The organism is Bradyrhizobium sp. 215_C5_N1_1 (assembly GCF_052075935.1).
GTDB lineage: Bacteria > Pseudomonadota > Alphaproteobacteria > Rhizobiales > Xanthobacteraceae > Bradyrhizobium > Bradyrhizobium barranii.
The window spans coordinates 7,550,329-7,567,843 of the sequence record NZ_CP197228.1 but is presented as its reverse complement, the minus strand read 5'-3'; the positions used below and the strand labels follow the sequence as shown (position 1 = coordinate 7,567,843).

General features: G+C 62.2%; 19 protein-coding genes. 6 read left to right on the top strand and 13 right to left on the bottom strand.

What is annotated here, in order from left to right; all coding sequences use genetic code 11:
* The first annotated feature begins 418 nt into the window (after positions 1-418).
* Positions 419-907: a hypothetical protein gene (locus AB7G19_RS36215; RefSeq protein ID WP_085400403.1), complete on the top strand. Its 489-nt coding sequence runs from the start codon at positions 419-421 to the stop codon at positions 905-907.
* Positions 904-1,656, top strand: a complete 753-nt coding sequence (locus tag AB7G19_RS36210; protein WP_085400405.1) for a hypothetical protein — start codon at positions 904-906, stop codon at positions 1,654-1,656. The genes AB7G19_RS36215 and AB7G19_RS36210 overlap by 4 nt, the downstream gene beginning before the upstream one ends.
* Before the next feature lie 170 nt (positions 1,657-1,826).
* Here AB7G19_RS36210 and AB7G19_RS36205 read toward each other — a convergent pair whose 3' ends face one another.
* Genes AB7G19_RS36205 through AB7G19_RS36190 form a run of 4 tightly spaced genes read right to left on the bottom strand, consistent with a single transcriptional unit; the run spans position 1,827 to position 3,583 of the window.
* On the bottom strand, positions 1,827-2,474 hold the full coding sequence (locus AB7G19_RS36205) for a hypothetical protein (protein ID WP_135215184.1): 648 nt from the start codon (positions 2,472-2,474) through the stop codon (positions 1,827-1,829).
* Positions 2,471-2,689: a hypothetical protein gene (locus tag AB7G19_RS36200; protein WP_085400407.1), complete on the bottom strand. Its 219-nt coding sequence runs from the start codon at positions 2,687-2,689 to the stop codon at positions 2,471-2,473. The genes AB7G19_RS36205 and AB7G19_RS36200 overlap by 4 nt, the downstream gene beginning before the upstream one ends.
* 51 nt (positions 2,690-2,740) lie before the next feature.
* The gene (locus AB7G19_RS36195) at positions 2,741-3,145 is read right to left on the bottom strand and encodes a nuclear transport factor 2 family protein (RefSeq protein WP_085400409.1); all 405 of its coding nucleotides are present in this window, start codon (positions 3,143-3,145) and stop codon (positions 2,741-2,743) included.
* A 21-nt stretch (positions 3,146-3,166) separates the two neighbouring features.
* The gene (locus AB7G19_RS36190; protein ID WP_244623201.1) at positions 3,167-3,583 is read right to left on the bottom strand and encodes an AEC family transporter; all 417 of its coding nucleotides are present in this window, start codon (positions 3,581-3,583) and stop codon (positions 3,167-3,169) included.
* Positions 3,584-3,675: 92 nt separating this feature from the next.
* On the opposite strand from AB7G19_RS36190, the gene AB7G19_RS36185 reads away from it, so the two are divergent.
* Complete coding sequence (locus tag AB7G19_RS36185) at positions 3,676-4,242, top strand: DUF4126 domain-containing protein (RefSeq protein ID WP_441268761.1); 567 nt, start codon at positions 3,676-3,678, stop codon at positions 4,240-4,242.
* A 20-nt stretch (positions 4,243-4,262) separates the two neighbouring features.
* On the opposite strand, the gene AB7G19_RS36180 is transcribed toward AB7G19_RS36185, so the two are convergent.
* Entirely contained in the window at positions 4,263-5,207 is a 945-nt protein-coding gene (locus AB7G19_RS36180) for an AEC family transporter (protein WP_038932208.1), read from the bottom strand.
* Positions 5,208-5,579: 372 nt separating this feature from the next.
* Here AB7G19_RS36180 and AB7G19_RS36175 point away from each other — a divergent pair, with 372 nt between their 5' ends.
* A complete protein-coding gene (locus AB7G19_RS36175; protein WP_085400415.1) occupies positions 5,580-5,915 on the top strand; it encodes a hypothetical protein in 336 nt (111 codons plus the stop codon).
* A 432-nt stretch (positions 5,916-6,347) separates the two neighbouring features.
* A complete protein-coding gene (locus tag AB7G19_RS36170; RefSeq protein WP_028150667.1) occupies positions 6,348-7,025 on the top strand; it encodes a ParA family protein in 678 nt (225 codons plus the stop codon).
* A gap of 75 nt (positions 7,026-7,100) precedes the next feature.
* Here AB7G19_RS36170 and AB7G19_RS36165 read toward each other — a convergent pair whose 3' ends face one another.
* The 5 genes from AB7G19_RS36165 to trxB all read right to left on the bottom strand — a co-directional run bounded on the left by AB7G19_RS36165 (position 7,101) and on the right by trxB (position 11,094).
* On the bottom strand, positions 7,101-7,247 hold the full coding sequence (locus AB7G19_RS36165; RefSeq protein WP_014492080.1) for a hypothetical protein: 147 nt from the start codon (positions 7,245-7,247) through the stop codon (positions 7,101-7,103).
* A gap of 294 nt (positions 7,248-7,541) precedes the next feature.
* Positions 7,542-7,712 carry a hypothetical protein gene (locus AB7G19_RS36160; RefSeq protein ID WP_161495798.1) on the bottom strand — a complete coding sequence of 57 codons (171 nt, stop codon included), beginning with the start codon at positions 7,710-7,712 and terminating at the stop codon, positions 7,542-7,544.
* A 115-nt stretch (positions 7,713-7,827) separates the two neighbouring features.
* On the bottom strand, positions 7,828-8,736 hold the full coding sequence (locus AB7G19_RS36155; RefSeq protein WP_085400417.1) for a 4-hydroxy-tetrahydrodipicolinate synthase family protein: 909 nt from the start codon (positions 8,734-8,736) through the stop codon (positions 7,828-7,830).
* A 463-nt stretch (positions 8,737-9,199) separates the two neighbouring features.
* Positions 9,200-10,123: a LysR family transcriptional regulator gene (locus tag AB7G19_RS36150; RefSeq protein ID WP_027534296.1), complete on the bottom strand. Its 924-nt coding sequence runs from the start codon at positions 10,121-10,123 to the stop codon at positions 9,200-9,202.
* Between the two features lie 5 nt (positions 10,124-10,128).
* Positions 10,129-11,094: a thioredoxin-disulfide reductase gene (gene trxB / locus AB7G19_RS36145; RefSeq protein WP_028150669.1), complete on the bottom strand. Its 966-nt coding sequence runs from the start codon at positions 11,092-11,094 to the stop codon at positions 10,129-10,131.
* A gap of 265 nt (positions 11,095-11,359) precedes the next feature.
* Between trxB and AB7G19_RS36140 the strand changes: the two genes are divergently transcribed.
* A complete protein-coding gene (locus tag AB7G19_RS36140) occupies positions 11,360-11,839 on the top strand; it encodes an Lrp/AsnC family transcriptional regulator (RefSeq protein WP_028150670.1) in 480 nt (159 codons plus the stop codon).
* A gap of 119 nt (positions 11,840-11,958) precedes the next feature.
* On the opposite strand, the gene greA is transcribed toward AB7G19_RS36140, so the two are convergent.
* The 3 genes from greA to AB7G19_RS36125 all read right to left on the bottom strand — a co-directional run bounded on the left by greA (position 11,959) and on the right by AB7G19_RS36125 (position 17,421).
* Positions 11,959-12,432, bottom strand: coding sequence for a transcription elongation factor GreA (greA, locus tag AB7G19_RS36135; protein WP_007596674.1), 474 nt, complete (start codon positions 12,430-12,432; stop codon positions 11,959-11,961).
* Positions 12,433-12,642: 210 nt separating this feature from the next.
* The gene (carB, locus tag AB7G19_RS36130; protein WP_441268760.1) at positions 12,643-16,107 is read right to left on the bottom strand and encodes a carbamoyl-phosphate synthase large subunit; all 3,465 of its coding nucleotides are present in this window, start codon (positions 16,105-16,107) and stop codon (positions 12,643-12,645) included.
* Between the two features lie 144 nt (positions 16,108-16,251).
* On the bottom strand, positions 16,252-17,421 hold the full coding sequence (locus AB7G19_RS36125; RefSeq protein ID WP_085400419.1) for an MFS transporter: 1,170 nt from the start codon (positions 17,419-17,421) through the stop codon (positions 16,252-16,254).
* Positions 17,422-17,515: the final 94 nt, after the last annotated feature.

Here is a 17,515-nt window from a genome sequence, read left to right as displayed (position 1 = left end):
CAAAGTTGAGCGGCGGCAGTACCCACCCAACTGTACCAGTGATTTCAGTTGGTTATTCCAGGATCGTTGAACCGGTGCACTGGGGCGGCTTTTGGTTCGTCTTTCCGGGCGGCCAGTTGCAGCCCTCGCCCGATTAGCTCTGCAAAGATCTCTTCCGCTCATCGAGTACCCTTGCTTGCAGAGAGCCTTCGTCTGCCCTCCATCGGCCTCTCGGATTGCATCGGGCAAATTTTTGAAGCAGCGGTCTCCAGCTCAAAGCATCCGTTCGACGCTTCTTCTCAGCCTCCGTTGTCGCTGTGGCTCTCTTGGCAATGCGGCGATGCACAATCGACTTTTTGTCGGGGATAGGCGGAACTCAATCGTTGCCCGCTTTGCCGCTTTCATGTCTTGTTCCTCTTTTCAACCTTTGGGTGACGGAATGGTAGGCGAGAAGCAAGCCTATAAGCTGACCGTGGCCGGGCCTGGCCACAATTTCGAGCGTGAGATCGACGAAGCGCTCGCAAGCCAAATTATTTCACTCACAATGACTGGCAAAATGTCCGCCGAGCCGGCTGCATTTCGCGCCGGGGATACCGGCGGGGGAAGCGGATCGCACACCAATCCGAATGGATCGACACCGAAAGTTGGTGGCTCGTTAGCGAGCTACATAAAGGCAAAGAAGGCTGAGAAGAATCAGGTCCGCCGATTTCTCGTTACAGCCTATTGGCTCTCTGGACGTACGACTGAGGCGCTCACTGCGAGTGTTGTCACAAAGGCTTTGCTGGATAATCATCAAAAGCGACTGGCCAATTCGGCTGATTGCCTAAACAAAAATGTTAGCAAGGGGTTTTGTGAGAAGACGAAAGGAGGGGCATTCTTCATCACTCCGGAGGGACTTGAGGCGATTGAAAGTGCGCCTGCTGAATGAGCGTCCAGAGTGCGCTATCAGCGATTCCGGACGGATTGCGTCTACCGTTATTGTCCGAGTACCAGTCGATCGTACAGAATTTCGCTGAGCATCGATGGTCGCCTTCGGAGCTCAGCGGCGGCAAGTTTTGCGAGATCGTGTTCACGATCTTAGACGGCTACGCGAAAGGCATTTACTCAATTTCGCCGAAGAAACCGCGTGCCTTCGACCAAGCGTGCAAGCTGCTCGAAAACAATAGCCAGGTCCCACGCAGCTTCCAGATTTTGATCCCGCGACTTTTGCCTGCGCTCTTTGAGGTCCGAAACAATCGGGGCGTGGGGCATGCAGGCGGTGATGTCGATCCCAATCATATGGATGCAGTATTCGTCCTTTCTAGCTGCACTTGGGTCATGGCGGAATTGGTCAGGGTCTTTCACAATGTCTCAATTCTCGACGCGCAGGATATTGTCGATAAATTAGCCGAGCGGCGAATGCCATTGCTTTGGATCGGCGACGGTATGCGGCGCGTGCTCGATCCCAAGATGGGTTTGCGAGAGCAAATTTTGTTGTTGCTCTGCACATCGCCTGGCAAAATCGCGACCGCAGAACTGAAGAATTGGACTGGCTACAAGAATAATACCTACTTTAGGAAGCTTCTTCGCGAGATGCACGAAGAGCGTCAGATCGAATTGGACAGCGATGGCAGCGCGGCGCTCATTTTGCCACCCGGGGACAAGATCGCTTCGGAAATTATAGCGAAGCGAGTTTGATAAATGTCCGATTGGATAACGGCAGTGCATCTGCGCCGAAATAGCGGACGGCATCTACCTACTGCATCTCCATAATGCCAAAGCAGTGCGAGCACTCGATCCGCAATGAAAGACGCTGAATGTCAGCAACGTTAATGGATTGGCGCCTTGGGCTTCCATAACGGACGACCCTATGGACTGATTGCTAAGAGCAGATTGTCGAGGTCTCGTGGCGACATTCTAATCCCAAAGCGAGATTCGCAATACGACCTCAGCGTGACGCATTTCAGGACAAATACCCTATAAGTTGGATCGCAGTCGTATTGTGTTTTCTCGTCTGCGCTTTCGGGAAAGGAAAGTGATCGGATGCCCCGGTTCGCACGAGAATCATAGATGAAGAAAAGAGTTGGTACGTGGAAGTGGAGATATTTTGAGGCGAGAGATCGCTTGTTGAGTTCGGTAATTTGGCCGAATAAGTCTGTTGTGCGCTTATGAATCTCCAGCATCACTGGAAGCGCAGATGAGCCATAGGGGGCCACTGACTTGGCTTGGCTTATCCACTTGTCCAGCCCAGACTTCATTATCGCGGGTGCCACTCGCTCAAGGTAAAATTTGTCGTTTGTCTCACCGGGCGAGACGACCTTGCGCCGCTCTATTGCTGCTGCATAGACGCGACCGATGATGTTTAGCTTTGCCAAGATTACTTGCTCGTCCGTGTGATACGGATGTTCGCGACAGAGTCGATAAAGGATTTCATTTGTTAGACTCCAAGGCGTCGTCTCTCTAGCGCTTTCGGCTTGTTTGCGCGTTACGCAACTGATTGACCTGAGTTCTTTCATCGCTCAGCTATCCTTACCCCGCAACGATCACCACCAACCACCGGCAACGTCACCGCGGCCAGCAATGTCGCCAGCGTCACCGTGCCCGACACCGGGTTCACCAGCCGCCGATACTGAACCGCAAAGATATACGCGTTCGCGCCGGTCGGCAGCGCCGCGAACAGCACGACGACGCCAGCCGCAAGCAGGGGCAAGTTCAGGCGCTTTGCGAGCACGAAGGCCTCACGCCCTCCTCAACGCGCGATCCAATCCCGTCTCATCGCGCGTCAGGAGACGATGGCCTTGATTTGCGCAGTGTCCGCGAATTCAATCAGCTCAATGATTTTGCCATCCTGAAATTTGAAGAGGTCCAGGACTTCCGTGCTGAAGACTTTCCCGCTTGGACGGTATCGGATGACAAGGCGGGACCGTATTGCAGCACAATTCCCTTCAACCAATTCGCTCAGGATCTCGCGCTTTTCGAAGTCGAAATGGTCAATGAATTGACCGAAGGCGCCACGCAGTGGTTCGTGCCCCTGCACACTTCCTGTCAGGTGCAGTGCGCTTTTGTCGCCCACCAGGTTGAACAGGCCCTCGGGATGAAAAGCGGCCACCAGGCCTGCCGCGTCACCATCACCGCGCGCGGCGTAAGCGCGCTTGATCACGTCGAGCATTTCCTCGCGATGTCCCATATCCGCCTCCTGCTATGGGTATCATCGCAGGATAGCTACCTTTGCGTGCAAAGGCAAAATTAAAACCACCACCATCACCGGCAACGTCACCGCCGCCAGCAGCGTCCCCAGCGCCACCGCGCCCGACACCGGGTTCACCAGCCGCTGATACTGGGCCGCGAAGATGTACGCGTTGGCGCCGGTCGGCATCGCTGCGAACAGCACGATCACGCCGGCTGCGACCGGAGGCAGACCGAGCAGCTTGGCCAGCACGAACGCGGCCGCCGGCGTCGCCAGAAGCTTGAGCGCGCCCATCACTGCGATGCTCCTCGCCTTTGATCTCGAAGCGGAAGAAATGCGCAGAGTGATCGGCTGCGTCAACATTTCTGGCTTGGTTTGCTCATCCTCGGCGATGTAGCCTGATTGCGCATTGCGATCTGCGTCGATGGCCGTACGCATCCCAATGACCTCGGCCGCATCACGTCTGGCCTTTCCGAGGAAATTCGAGCGCAACAATCGTTGGAGATCTCATGTCGAACTCCGATCTCGCGTTGTCGATTGCGCTCGGTGTCGGTCTTGCGGCCGCGACGGGCTTCCGGGTGTTCCTGCCGATGCTGGTTGCCAGCGTGGCCGCTTACTCGGGTTCGCTTCCTTTGGGCGACGGTTTCGCATGGCTTGGAACACCTGCTGCAATGCTCATGCTTGGCGTGGCCGCGCTCCTGGAGGTTGGTGCGTATTTCATTCCCGGCGTGGACAATTTGCTCGATGTCATCGCCGCGCCTGTCACCGTGATCGCCGGAGCCATCCTGTCAGCGGCGACCATGGCAGATCTTCCACCGATGATGAAATGGACGGCCGCCATCGTCGCGGGCGGCGGCGCGGCCGGCATCGTGCATGGCGTCACCGCGGCCGTGCGGGCCAAATCGACGGTCCTGACGGCTGGCCTCGGCAACTCAACGGTTGCGACCGCCGAACTGGGCGGTGCACTCCTCGTATCGCTTCTTGCCCTGGCTGCGCCGGTTGCCGCCTTCGTGCTCGTCGTTCTGATGCTCTGGCTGGCGATACGTTTGATCCTGCGCTTGCGGAGGTCAGCTCCTCGCGCGGATCTACCGGAATGACCGCGTGACTGCTCGTGCGGCTACCTCGCCCCCGCCACGATCACCACCACCACCGGCAACGTCACCGCAGCCAGCAGCGTCCCCAGCGCCACCGCCCCCGACACCGGGTTCACCAGCCGCTGATACTGGGCCGCGAAGATGTACGCGTTGGCGCCGGTCGGCATCGCCGCGAACAGCACGATCACGCCGGCTGCGACCGGAGGCAAACCGAGCAGTTTTGCCAGCACGAACGCCACCGCCGGCATCGCCAGCAGCTTGAGCGCGCTCATCGCGGCGACGCTCAGCATCTCGCCTTTGACCTCAAATCGAAACAGGTTGATGCCGAGCGCGATCAGCGCTGCCGGCGATCCGGCCTGTGCAAGCAGCTCGATCGTCCGGTCGACGACGGGGTTGAGGCCGAGTCCCGTAAAGCGCCAGACCACGCCAAAGCCGATCGCCAGCATCAGCGGATTGCGCGCGAGATCCGCGAGCACGGGGCGGATGACCGACAGGACCGAACCTGTCCGCTTGCGGCTGACAAGCTCCATCTGCAGGATGCCGCAGAGCCAGAGCAACGGCGTGTTCACCGACAGGATCAGCGACATCGGCCCCGCGGCCTCGTTGCCCAGCGCCGAGAGCACCAGCGGAATGCCGAGCATCACGATGTTGCCGTAGACCGAGCCGATCGCGAACACGACGCCGTCCTCGCGGTCCTCGCGCCGTTCGCGCAAGCATGCCGAGAGCGCCAGCGCCGCGATCCAGGTGATGGCGAGCGCGCCGTAATAGGCGCCCCACATCCGGTAGGGGCTGACATCGGGGAATTCGGACACGACGATGGTGCGGAACAGCAGCGCCGGGATCGCGATGCTGAAGGCGAATTCGGAGATGCCCTTGTGCGCGGTCTCGGAGACGAAGCGAAACAGCACCGACGCATAGCCGGCCGCGATCAGGGCGAACACCGGCGCGACGATCAATACTGTGGCCATGCGCCCCTCATCTCACGGGGACATCACACGACCACCCCACGTCCTCGATCATGCCATCATGCCGCTGTTTTGCCCGACGAGTCAAATCGATTTCGTAAAATCCGTAACTGGCCGCCGTGGCCTGGCTACTGTGCATGGGGTTGTTTTCGCGTTTTTTTGTTGGACCGAAGCTGAAGCCGCGCGCGGACCCGATCTCGCCAGCCCTGCCAAGGGCTTAGCCTGATAGCGCGACATCGTGCCCGGGATGGGACCGCGCCGGGCCGACCGGCCTGTTGCCCGGAGCGCACAGGTGGCCGTTTTCGCTTCAGGCCTCGTTGCCAACGAACGCCCGTTCACCCACTATTCGCTCTGACTCGACATGTGGGGGGATCGATGCCGGCGCTCCGTTTCAAAAAATCCTTGGCTGCTGCGATCTCGGGCATTGCGCTCGCCGTCCTGGTCCATCCCGGCGCCGGCTTCGCCTACACGCAGGAGGAGCAGCAGGCCTGCTCGCCGGACGCGATGCGGCTGTGCGGCGAGTTCGTTCCGAACGTTGATGCCATCACCGCCTGCATGATCCAGAAGAAATCGCAGCTCTCGCCGCAGTGCAAAGTGTTCTTCCGCCAGGGACCCGAGCCCGGCGAGGCCCGCGCCGGTAAGCCGACGGCCAAGAAGAGCACCAAGCCTTCGCAGAAGGCGGCCAAGAAGAAGAAATCCAGCGAAAGCTGAGCGCGGGGCTAGCGTTCTTTCTTTGAAGCTCGTCGCGTCAGGGCAACAGCGCGAAGCGTCTTCGCGTCGGTGTCCCCTGCATGTGTGTTGCCGGCATCAGCTGCGCGCCAGCCTCCGGACTCCTTTTGTTCGCCTCGCCGTGCGGACGCCTGCGACAATTACCAGCGCGTTCGACGGAAAAGAGTCGCGAGAGGGTTTGCGCGGCGAGGTTGCATTCCGTTTTTCCCGCGTTGCTGCCGAAAAAGCGTGGGATTGCCGGCGTGAAGGGCGTTTCGTTGCGATTGGTATCCTGGTCGCGCGAAGCAGTGTGACTCAAAAGCCAACACGTCTTGTTATTTCGTGGCTCTGAGGCAACTGCCGGTAAATTTTTCTTTCCCGAATCAGCGCGGTGATTCATTTTCGTGATCTGGGGTCAATCTGGAGGCCAGAGGTATGAACGTAATTGTTTTTGCATCGCGTAAAGGCGGCTCGGGCAAGAGTACCCTGGCCGCACATCTCGCCGCGCAGATCAAGGCGAGCAAGCAGGTGATGCTCGTGGACGCGGATCCGCAGGGCTCGCTCACGCTGTGGCACAAGCTGCGCGGCACCAACGAGCCGCCGATCAAGGCTGCGGTGAACTCGGTCAGCGGCATCGTCTCCGCTGCCAAGCGCGACGGTTATGAATGGGTGTTGATCGACACGCCGCCGAATCTGTCGGCCGTCGTCGACGACGCGATCAAGAACGCGACCATGGTGGTCATTCCGGCACGTCCCGGCGTGTTCGACGTCAACGCGGTGCAGGAAACCATCCAGATGTGCCGCGCGGCGCGCAAGCCCTACGCGGTCGTGCTCAACGGTGCGCCGGCGCGCCGCGACGAGTCCGAAAGCCCGATCGTTACCATCGCCCGCGAGGCGCTGGCGAAATTCCGCGCGCCGGTGTGGGGCGGCCAGATCACCAACCGTTCGGATTTGCTGATGGCGCTCAGCCACGGCGAAGGCGCGCGCGAGTATCAGGCCGAGAGTCGTGCGGCCCAGGAAATCGCAAGGCTGTGGGCGGCGATCGAGCGTTCAGTGAAGGCTATTCGCGGCACGGCGTCGGCATCCGGCGCAATGCACAAGCAGGCGGCATAATTTTCATAAATCATTCCCCGGACGGAAAGCGCGCGGAAGTCCGCGCGTTTTGCGTTTCGGCCCGGTGGAGACGCGTTATGCCACCATCAGCATGTAGAACACGATGACCGGCGACAGCGTCAGGATCACCGACCAGATGCCGGCGGCCCAGAGAATGTCCTCGGTGGTAAAGCTCTGCTGTCCGGCGTCGTAATGCGACGCCACTTCATTCTGGATATTCACAAAACGCCCCCGCGATTTCTTCGCTTATGGGCGCCAGTGATAGCCGGGATGTTTTAAGAATCCGGGTCGCAATTTCGGGCGCATTCGAACACAGGTGCTACCACGGATTAACCATGCCGGCGCAGTGCGCGCGTTCGCGCGGGGTTAAGCACGGGGCACGTTCTTACCCTCCCCTGGAGGGGGAGGGTCGCTGGGCATTGCGCGAAGCGAAATGCCTAGCGGGGTGGGGTGACAGTCTCTCCGCATCGAATAGTGCCCGAGTGGAGAGATCACCCCACCCCGCTCGCGCCGCCGCTAAACCCACTCACTGTATTTCCTTCTGATCTCGTCGATGTAGTCCGCGCGCGATTTCACCTCATCCGCGGTCAATCCGATATCGCGCCGCAGCCAGTCGGATAACTCGCTCGCATATGAAACGCGTTCCCATGCCGCCTTCAGCGCATCGCGCCATTGACGAATGTCCATAGGTCGATCTCTTTTCCGGATTGAGATGGTGTCGAGCGGACACGACGCTGCCTTCCCTCTCCCGCACGGGGAGAAGGGGGTGGCGGCGTGCGTGTGAAGAGAGGAAGCGGAGGCGCTACGCGGCGACTTTCATCCGTCGCTCGATCTCGCGGTCGATCTGGGCTGCGAGCTCGCTGCTCACTTCGACCATCGGCAGGCGCACTTCGGGGCTGTCGATCAGGCCGCACCGCCACAGCCAGTACTTCGCCGGCGCCGGGCTCGGCTCGGTGAACAACAAGCGCGTCAGCTCGGCGACCTCGTGCCAGCGCGCCTGCGCCGCGTCGTGGTTGCCTCGCTTCACCTCGGCATACACGGCGGCAAACGTCGCGGTCTCGACATGGGCGGACAGCACGATGCCGCCGTCGGCGCCGTCGGTGAGCGCCTCAAGGTAGTTCGCGTCCTCGCCGGTGAGCACGCGAAAGCCCTTCGGCCTGTCGCGCAGGAGCGCGATGGATTGCTCGCGGTTCGCGCCGCAATCCTTCAGCCCGACGATGTTCCGATGCTCGGCAAGCCGCAGCAGCGTCTGGTTGGTGATGTTGACCGAGGTGCGATAGGGGATGTTGTAGAGCGCGATCGGCCACGCCGCGTGATCGGCAAGGGCTTCGAAATGAGCCAGGAGCCCGCGCTGCGAGGGCCGCACATAATAGGGGCTCGCGATCAGATAACCGTCGATCGGCCAGTCCGCGGTCTCGTCGAGGCGTTCCTTCAGCCGCGAAGTGTCCGCGCCCGACAGTCCGAGGCAGATCGGCGGCGTGCGGCGCCCCGCCGCCATCTCGTCGCGCACGATGGCGACGAGGCGCTCGAGCTCGGTCTCGCGCAGCGTCATGCCTTCGCCTGAGGTCGCCCCCAGGATGAAGCCGTCGACGGCCTGCCCGCTGTAATGTCGCGTCAGCCGCCGCAGCGACCTCTCGTCGAGAGCGCCGTCGCGAAACGGCGTCACCAGCGGCAGCCAGAGTCCGTGCAAATGATCTTGTAGACCGGTCATGTTCCATCTCCTTCTCGGGAAAAAAACCTGAGACGGAGGGCACATGAAAAAACCCCGTCCAGGCGGCGGGGTTTCGGGATTTGCTTGCGATGACGAAGCTGTGTTAGCGCGCGCAAAAATCCGAGGTCCCCGGATGGGGGCCTTTTTTCGAGGCGACTGCCTTGAACGAGATTGCGCACGACTTCGTGATCATTCGCAAATGATGCGGGGTGTACGTGGAACTGTCAATACACGCGGAACGTGAAACCCGATGGGACAGAAAAAAAGCCGGGCTCAAGTGAGCCCGGCTTAAGGTATTGGCCACGTGAGGCCGACACAATCACCTTCCAAGAGGGATTACTGAACTCCCGCGCCACTGGAGGAGGGGGACAAATGCGCAACGAGAAGGCTCAGCGTGGAAACATTATGGGCTTGCCAAGCGCCATGCAGCAACCGTTCAGGTCGCATGTCAGACATGCGGAAATCAGGAAGGCCAGCGCTGCGCCTTGCTCACCACGAAGTCGCGGAACACCTGCACACGCGCGACCGTCTTCAACTCCTCGGGATAGACGAAATAAGTGTCGAGCTGGATCGAATCCGATTCTCCGAACAGCTGCACCAGGCGGCTCTGTTCCTCGATCAGATAGTCCGGCAGCGCCGCGATGCCGAGGCCCTGCTGACAGGCGCGGACGAGGCCGAGGATGTTGTTCACTCTGAAATAAGCCTCGCGCGGACCAGAGCCGTTGCGGCCGGCTTCGACCAGCCAGTTACGGTTCTGAAGATGCGGCGCGAAGTTGCCGTCGGAGAGCGTGATGATGCGGTGGGAGTCGAGCTCCTCGAGCGTGCGCGGCGTGCCGAAGCGCTTGATGTAATCCGGCGAGCAATAGGCGTGGAAGCCCATCGCGAACAGCTTGCGCTGGATGAGATCCGGCTGCGTCGGCTTGCGGGTGCGGATCGCGACGTCCGCCTCGCGCATCGACAGGTCGAGCTCCTCGTCGGTGACGATCAGCGAGATCCGGATCTCCGGATAGAGCGCAGTGAACTCGCCGAGCCGCGGGATCAGCCAGTTGATGCCGACGCCGGGCGTGGTGGTGATCTTGAGATCGCCGCTCGGCCGCTCGCGGCTGTCGGTCAGCTTGGCGCGCGCCGCCTGCAGCTGCATGAACACGTCATGCGCGGTGCGGAAGAGCAGGTCGCCCTGCTCGGTGAGGATCAGGCCGCGGGCGTGGCGGTGGAACAGCGAGACCGAGAGCTCCTGCTCCAGCGCCGACACTTGGCGGGACACCGCCGATTGCGACAGGCCGAGCTGCTCGCCCGCATGCGTGAAGCTGCCCGCTTCCGCCGCCGCGTGAAACACCTTCAGCTTGTCCCAATCCATATCCGTAAATCCGTCGCGTGTTCGAGGCATGATCTTTATTCCGCTGCAGCGCGCTCGCTGGCGCGCAGGGCCAGGAAACGTTCGGCTTCGAGAGCTGCCATGCAGCCGAGGCCGGCGGCCGTCACGGCCTGACGATAGGTCTCATCGGCGACGTCGCCGGCGGCGAACAGGCCGGGCACCGAGGTGGCGGTCGAGTTCGGGGCAACCTCGACATAGCCCGACCGTTTCAGCTTGACCTGGTCCTTCACGAGCTCGGTCGCCGGCGCGTGCCCGATGGCGATGAAGACACCGTCGGTCTTCACGTTCGTGAGTGCGCCGGTCTTGACGTTCTTCAGTCGCACATGGGTGACCTTGTTCGGGTTCTCGGTGCCGCAGATCTCGTCGACCGCCGAGTCCCAGACCACCTTGATCTTCGGGTGCTTGAACAGACGCTCCTGCAGGATGCGTTCGGCGCGGAAGTGATCGCGGCGATGCACGATGGTGACCTGCGAGGCATGGTTGGTGAGGTACAGGGCTTCCTCGACCGCGGTATTGCCGCCGCCAACCACCACGACTTCCTTGTTGCGGTAGAAGAAGCCGTCGCAGGTGGCGCAGGCCGAGACGCCGCCGCCCTGGAATTTCGTTTCTGACGGCAGCCCGAGCCAGCGCGCCTGGGCGCCGGTGGCGAGGATGACGCTGTCGGCGAGATAGACGTCGCCGCTGTCGCAGGTGAGGCGGAACGGCCGCTGCGTCGTCTCCAGCTTGGTGACCAGGTCGGAGACGATCTTGGTGCCGACATGGACCGCCTGCTTCTCCATCTGCTCCATCAGCCAGGGGCCCTGGATCACGTCGGCGAAGCCCGGATAGTTCTCGACGTCGGTGGTGATGGTGAGCTGGCCGCCCGCCTGGATCCCCTGGATCAGGATCGGCTCGAGCATCGCGCGCGCGGCGTAGATCGCCGCCGTGTAGCCGGCGGGGCCGGAGCCAATAATGACGACCTTTGCATGAACAGTGGCAGACATTTTGACGGACGCCTTTCACGGGGGATCTGCAGCGCGGGTGCGGAACGTGCCGGGAGGCGTCGCGGAAGCGCTGAAATATCAGAGCTAATCTAAGCCTTCTGGTGAGCTATGCAAGAATTGCATTCCCTGTCGGCGGATTTTTCCAACAGGGAACAAAAGTCGATTGCGCTGCACGCGCAATAAAATTGCGCAATTGCTGCGGACTGGCTATGAGGATTGCGTCAAATCCACCAATACAGCCGCAAAGGCCAGGAGTTCCAATCACGTGTCGCGGAACCTAGACGAGATCGACCTGAAAATTCTCACCGAGGTCCAGGCCGACGGTCGAATCACGAATGTCGAGCTGGCCAAGCGCGTCGGCATCTCGCCACCACCTTGCCTCCGCCGCGTCCGGGCGCTGGAGGAGGAGGGCTATATCCACGGCTATCGCGGCCTGCTCGACGCCCGCAAGCTTGGCTTCGACGTCACCGTATTCGCCGCGGTGCACCTGTCCAGCCAGGCCGAGGCGGATTTGCGTGCCTTTGAGGAGTTCGTCCGCGCCGAGCCGCTGGTGCGGGAATGCTGGATGCTCTCGGGCGAGGTCGATTTCATCCTGAAATGTGTCGCGCCAGACATGGCCACCTTCCAGGATTTCGTGACGCACCTCACCGCCGCGCCCCATGTGCGCAACGTGCGGACGTCGCTGGTGCTGCATAATTCGAAATACGAGGCGGCCGTGCCGCTTGATGTGAAGGGAAGAAGGTAAGCCTTCTCCCTCTCCCGGTTCTTGCGGGGAGAGGCACACGGCTCTCGCAATACCCCGAAACAAAAAGGCCGCGCAGGGCGCGGCCTTTTCGAAATATCATCGCGCCTTGCGGCAAATGCTTACCGCCACTCCACCTTGGTGATCTCATACGCCTTGGCGCCGCCGGGGGCGTTGACCTCGACCGTCGAACCCTTCTTCTTGCCGATCAGCGCGCGCGCGAGCGGCGAGGTGATGGAGATGCGGCCCTTCTTGGCGTCGGCCTCGACCTCGCCGACGATCTGCCACACCGTCTTCTTCTCGGTATCCTCGTCGACCAGCGTCACGGTGGCGCCGAACTTGATGGTGTCGCCCGACAGCTTGGAAATATCGATGATGTCGGCGCGCGCGAGCTTGTCCTCGAGCTCGGCGATGCGGCCCTCATTGTGGGACTGCTCTTCCTTCGCGGCATGATATTCCGCGTTCTCCGACAGGTCGCCGTGCGAGCGCGCTTCCGCAATATGCTCGATGATGCGCGGACGGTCCTCGGACTGGCGCTTCTTCAATTCTTCCCCGAGCGCGGCAAAGCCGCCCGCTGTCATCGGAACCTTTTCCATCTCTTCTCTCGTCCTTCGGCCGCGCGCCCCGGCAAGACACAGGGCGCGGCAACCTTGATTCGTCAGTACTTCCGGGGCTGAATATACGGCCACCGGAACGGTTATGTGGGTCTGGCGCCGGAACAGAACAACCACAACGGCCGGACAGTTCCTCCGGCCATTGTGGCTTCATTGCCAGTCACTTAGCGGAAGCGTCGCCGTTGCTAGCGATCAGGTTTCCGAAAAGTAGCTCTGCAGGGTACGAACCTCAAGGTCCCCGCCCAGATAGGCGCGGATGCCCTGCGCGGCCGCCACGGCCCCGGAAAGAGTGGTGTAATACGGCACTTTATGCAAGAGGGCCGCGCGCCGCAGCGAGCGGCTGTCGGCGAGCGCCTGCGGGCCCTCGGTGGTGTTGAGGACGAGCTGGACGTCGCCATTGGTGATGGCATCGACGATGTGCGGCCGTCCCTCAAGCACCTTGTTGACCCTCTCGGTCGGGATGCCCTGATCGGTCAGGAAGCGCGCCGTGCCCGATGTCGCCAGCACCTTGAAGCCGAGCGAATGCAATTCGCGAACGGCCTCGGCGATGCGCGTCTTGTCGCTCTCGCGAACCGAGACGAACACCGTGCCCTTGCGCGGCACCCGCGTGCCGCCGCCGAGCTGACTCTTGGCAAAGGCTATCGCGAAGGAGCTGTCGATGCCCATGACCTCGCCGGTCGAGCGCATCTCGGGGCCGAGCACCGTGTCGACGCCGGGGAAGCGGGCGAACGGAAACACCGATTCCTTCACGCCGACATGCTTGAAGTCCGCCTTCTTCAGCTTGAAGTCGGCGAGCTTCTCGCCGGCCATGATGCGCGCTGCGATCTTGGCGACCGGCGTGCCGACCACCTTGGCGACGAAGGGCACCGTGCGCGAGGCGCGCGGGTTGACTTCGAGCACGTAGATCTCGCCGTCCTTGATCGCGTACTGCACATTCATCAGGCCGACGACGTCGAGGCCGAGCGCCAGCTCACGCGTCTGCCGCTCCAGCTCCTCGATCATCCTGGCATCGAGCGAGTGCGGCGGCAGCGAGCAGGCGCTGTCGCCGGAATGGATGCCGGCTTCCTCGATGTGCTCCATGATGCCGACGATGAAGGTGTCCTTGCCGTCGCAAAGGCAGTCGACGTCGATCTCGGTGGCATCGGACAGATAGCGGTCGAACAGCAGCGGGTTCTTGCCGAGCACGGTGTTGATCTGCCCGGTCTTGTCGTTCGGGTAGCGCGCCTTGACGTCCGCCGGCACCAGCTCCGGCAGCGTGCCGAGCAGATAGTCGCTGAGCTGGTTCTCCTCGCGGATGATCTGCATCGCGCGGCCGCCGAGCACGTAGGACGGGCGCACCACCAGCGGCAGGCCGAGATCGGTTGCGACCAGGCGCGCCTGCTCGACCGAATAGGCGATGCCGTTCTTCGGCTGCTTCAGCCGGAGCTTGTCGAGCACGCGCTTGAAGCGGTCGCGGTCTTCGGCAAGGTCGATGGCGTCGGGCGAGGTGCCGAGGATCGGCACTTCGGCGGCTTCCAGCGCACGCGCCAGCTTCAGCGGGGTCTGGCCGCCGAACTGCACGATCACGCCGTGCAGCGTGCCGTTGGTGCGCTCCTTCGCGATGATCTCCAGCACGTCCTCGGCGGTGAGCGGCTCGAAATAGAGCCGGTCGGCGGTGTCGTAGTCGGTCGACACCGTCTCGGGGTTGCAGTTGACCATGATGGATTCGTAGCCGGCGTCATGCAGTGCGAAGCAGGCGTGACAGCAGCAATAGTCGAACTCGATGCCCTGGCCGATCCGATTGGGCCCGCCGCCGAGGATGATGACCTTCTTCTTGTCCGACGGCGAACTCTCGTCCGCGGGCGCGCCTGCAAACAGCGCCTCATAGGTCGAATACATGTAGGCGGTCGGCGACGCGAACTCGGCCGCGCAGGTGTCGATGCGCTTATAGACAGGGCGGACACCGAGCGCGTGGCGCTTCGCCGTCACGTCAGCTTCCGTCGTCTCGGCGAGCACAGCGAGCCGCGCATCGGAGAAGCCCATGGCTTTGAGCGTGCGCATGCCGAAGGCGTTGCCCGGCAGGCCGTTCTTCCGGACCTTCTCCTCCATGTCGACGATGCCGCGCATCTCGCTGAGGAACCACGGATCGATCTTGCAGGAGTTGAAGATGTCCTCGTTCGACCAGCCGAGCCGCATGGCCTGGGCGACCTGGAGCAGCCGGTTCGGCGTCGGCGTGCCGAGCGCGGCGCGGATCGCGTTCTTGTCGTCGTGCTGGCCTAGCCCCTCGATCTCGATCTCGTCGAGCCCGGTCAGGCCGGTCTCGAGTCCGCGCAGCGCCTTCTGCAGGCTCTCCTGGAAGGTACGGCCGATCGCCATCACTTCGCCGACCGACTTCATCGACGTGGTCAGCGTGGTCGACGCGCCCGGGAATTTCTCGAAGGCGAAGCGCGGAATCTTGGTGACGACGTAGTCGATGGTCGGCTCGAACGAGGCCGGCGTCGCTCCGCCGGTGATGTCGTTGGCGATCTCGTCCAGCGTGTAGCCGACCGCGAGCTTGGCGGCGACCTTTGCGATCGGAAAGCCGGTGGCCTTCGAGGCCAGTGCGGACGACCGCGACACGCGCGGATTCATCTCGATCACGACCATGCGGCCGTCTTCGGGATTGACGCCGAACTGCACGTTGGAGCCGCCGGTCTCGACGCCGATCTCGCGCAGCACCGCCAGCGAGGCGTCGCGCATGATCTGGTATTCCTTGTCGGTCAGCGTCAGCGCCGGCGCGACCGTGATGGAGTCGCCCGTGTGCACGCCCATTGGATCGAGGTTCTCGATCGAGCAGACAATGATGCAATTGTCTTTCTTGTCGCGCACGACCTCCATCTCGTACTCTTTCCAGCCGAGCACGGATTCTTCGATCAGCACTTCGTTGGTCGGAGACGCATCCAGGCCGCGCTCGATGATGTCGAGGAATTCTTCCTTGTTGTAGGCGATGCCGCCGCCGGTGCCGCCCATCGTGAAGGAGGGACGGATGATCGCGGGCAGGCCGATCTCGGACAGTGCCATCAGCGCCTGGCCGAGCGCGTATTCCTGGTAGCGCTTGCGGCGGTCGCTTTCGCCGAGCACCCATTGCCGTTCGTGTTCCTCGAGGGCGGCACCCGACAGCTTCTCGCGTTCGGCCCGGTGCTTGTCGCGGAAGGACTTCTTGAACTCGGACGCGTTGGCGAGCCGCGACTTTGGCGTCTCAAGTCCAATCTTGGTCATGGCCTCGCGGAATAGCTGACGGTCTTCCGCCTTGTCGATCGCATCCGCGGTCGCGCCGATCATCTCGACGTCGAACTTTTCCAGCGTGCCCTGCCGGCGCAGCGACAGCGCGCAGTTCAGCGCGGTCTGTCCGCCCATGGTTGGCAGCAGCGCGAAGCCGCCGGGAATGACGTGACGTTCCTTCTCGATGATCTTGGCGACGATCTCGGGCGTGATCGGCTCGATGTAGGTGGCGTCGGCCAATTCCGGGTCGGTCATGATGGTGGCCGGGTTGGAATTGACGAGGACGATGCGATAGCCCTCCTCCTTCAACGTCTTCACCGCTTGCGTGCCCGAATAGTCGAACTCGCAGGCCTGGCCGATCACGATGGGGCCGGCGCCGATGATCAGGATGGTGGTGATGTCTGTACGTTTGGGCATCAACTCTCGCCGAAGTGGATTTTGGGCACAAAAAAAGGGCGCGCTTGCCGCGCGTCCCCTTGAGCCGAGAGCGCGGGGTCTCCCCTCGCGCGCGGGTGGGTCTTAGACCAGTTTTCGGGGCGGCGAAACCCCGAAAAACGCCCATCAACCGGCAATTTTGACGGGTTTTGGCCGTGCCTGCCAGCCACGGGCGAGATGCACCAGCAGCGAGGCCGCAACGCTCGATCCGCCGATCCAGCCAAGGTCGGTTGGCGAGAGGGTGGCCAGCACCGCGCCGCCCAGGGCCCCGCCGATGGCGAAGCCGAGATACATCGCGGAGGCGTTGAGCGAGAGTGCGATCATCGAGGCCTGCGGCTCGATCCGGATGATGCTGGCGATCTGAGCCGGATAGAACGCCCAGCCCGAGATGCCCCAGAGGAAGATCGCGCCCAGCACCGCATAATGCGCCTGTCCGGGCATCAACTTCAGGACCAGCGAATGCAGGATCAGGGCGCTCGCCATGCCGGCGAGCCCGAGGCCTGCGGTGGCGAGCGTGCCGAGCCGGTCGGCCAGGACACCGCCCAGCATGTTCCCGATGGCGGCGGCGCCGCCGAACACCAGCAGCGCGAGGCTGATCTGCGCGGCGTCGAAGCCGAGGCCGCGCAGCGGGACCGCGAAGTAGGTGAACACAGTGAAGCCGCCGAGCGCCCATAGGATCGTGATCAGAAGCGCGATCACGACATTGCTGTGACGCGCCACCGCCAGCCGTTCGCTGAGCGAGGCGGTGTTGCGCGGCAGGCCGCGGGGCAGGCCAAGCAGCAGGCCGGCAAGCGCAACCGCGCCGATCAGGGCCACCATGGCAAAGGTCGCGCGCCATCCGAGCAGGCTGCCGACGAGATTGCCGAGCGGGACGCCGATCACGGTTGCAACCGTGAGGCCCGAGGTGACCAGCGCCACCGCGCGGCCGCGCCGTTCGGGCGCGGCGACCGCCACCGATACGGCGAGCGCCGTCGGCATGCACAGTCCGGAGCCCAGCGCCATCAGCATGCGGGAGGCCAGCAGCAGGGCGTAGCTGGAAGCCACCGTCGCGACGAGATTTCCGGCAATGAAGGTCGTCAGCGCGAGGGCCAGCACGGTGCGGCGGTCGATATTGTTCAGCGTCACCGCCAGGATCGGCGAACCCACCGCATAGGTGAGGGCGTAGGCGGTGACCAATTGGCCGGCGGCAGGGACGGAAATCGAAAGATCGGCGGCGATCGACGGCAAAAGCCCTGCAATGACAAAGCCTTCGGTACCAATCGCGAAGGCCGCGAGAGCCAGCCAGAACACGCTCATTGGACAATATCCCTATGTTCAACGTTTATTGAACTATTGAATGCAAAGGCTAAGAAGTCAATTGGTTCAAGAACTATTGAACAACGCGGCCAAT

Coding starts and splice junctions, on each gene's coding strand:
- AB7G19_RS36215 (WP_085400403.1), top strand. CDS start 419: ATGGTAGGCGAGAAGCAAGCCTATAAGCTGACCGTGGCCGGGCCTGGC.
- greA (WP_007596674.1), bottom strand. CDS start 12,432: ATGGAAAAGGTTCCGATGACAGCGGGCGGCTTTGCCGCGCTCGGGGAA.
- AB7G19_RS36205 (WP_135215184.1), bottom strand. CDS start 2,474: ATGAAAGAACTCAGGTCAATCAGTTGCGTAACGCGCAAACAAGCCGAA.
- AB7G19_RS36195 (WP_085400409.1), bottom strand. CDS start 3,145: ATGGGACATCGCGAGGAAATGCTCGACGTGATCAAGCGCGCTTACGCC.
- AB7G19_RS36190 (WP_244623201.1), bottom strand. CDS start 3,583: ATGCGTACGGCCATCGACGCAGATCGCAATGCGCAATCAGGCTACATC.
- AB7G19_RS36170 (WP_028150667.1), top strand. CDS start 6,348: ATGAACGTAATTGTTTTTGCATCGCGTAAAGGCGGCTCGGGCAAGAGT.
- AB7G19_RS36125 (WP_085400419.1), bottom strand. CDS start 17,421: ATGAGCGTGTTCTGGCTGGCTCTCGCGGCCTTCGCGATTGGTACCGAA.
- AB7G19_RS36160 (WP_161495798.1), bottom strand. CDS start 7,712: ATGGACATTCGTCAATGGCGCGATGCGCTGAAGGCGGCATGGGAACGC.
- trxB (WP_028150669.1), bottom strand. CDS start 11,094: ATGTCTGCCACTGTTCATGCAAAGGTCGTCATTATTGGCTCCGGCCCC.
- AB7G19_RS36180 (WP_038932208.1), bottom strand. CDS start 5,207: ATGGCCACAGTATTGATCGTCGCGCCGGTGTTCGCCCTGATCGCGGCC.
- AB7G19_RS36175 (WP_085400415.1), top strand. CDS start 5,580: ATGCCGGCGCTCCGTTTCAAAAAATCCTTGGCTGCTGCGATCTCGGGC.
- carB (WP_441268760.1), bottom strand. CDS start 16,107: ATGCCCAAACGTACAGACATCACCACCATCCTGATCATCGGCGCCGGC.
- AB7G19_RS36210 (WP_085400405.1), top strand. CDS start 904: ATGAGCGTCCAGAGTGCGCTATCAGCGATTCCGGACGGATTGCGTCTA.
- AB7G19_RS36150 (WP_027534296.1), bottom strand. CDS start 10,123: ATGCCTCGAACACGCGACGGATTTACGGATATGGATTGGGACAAGCTG.
- AB7G19_RS36155 (WP_085400417.1), bottom strand. CDS start 8,736: ATGACCGGTCTACAAGATCATTTGCACGGACTCTGGCTGCCGCTGGTG.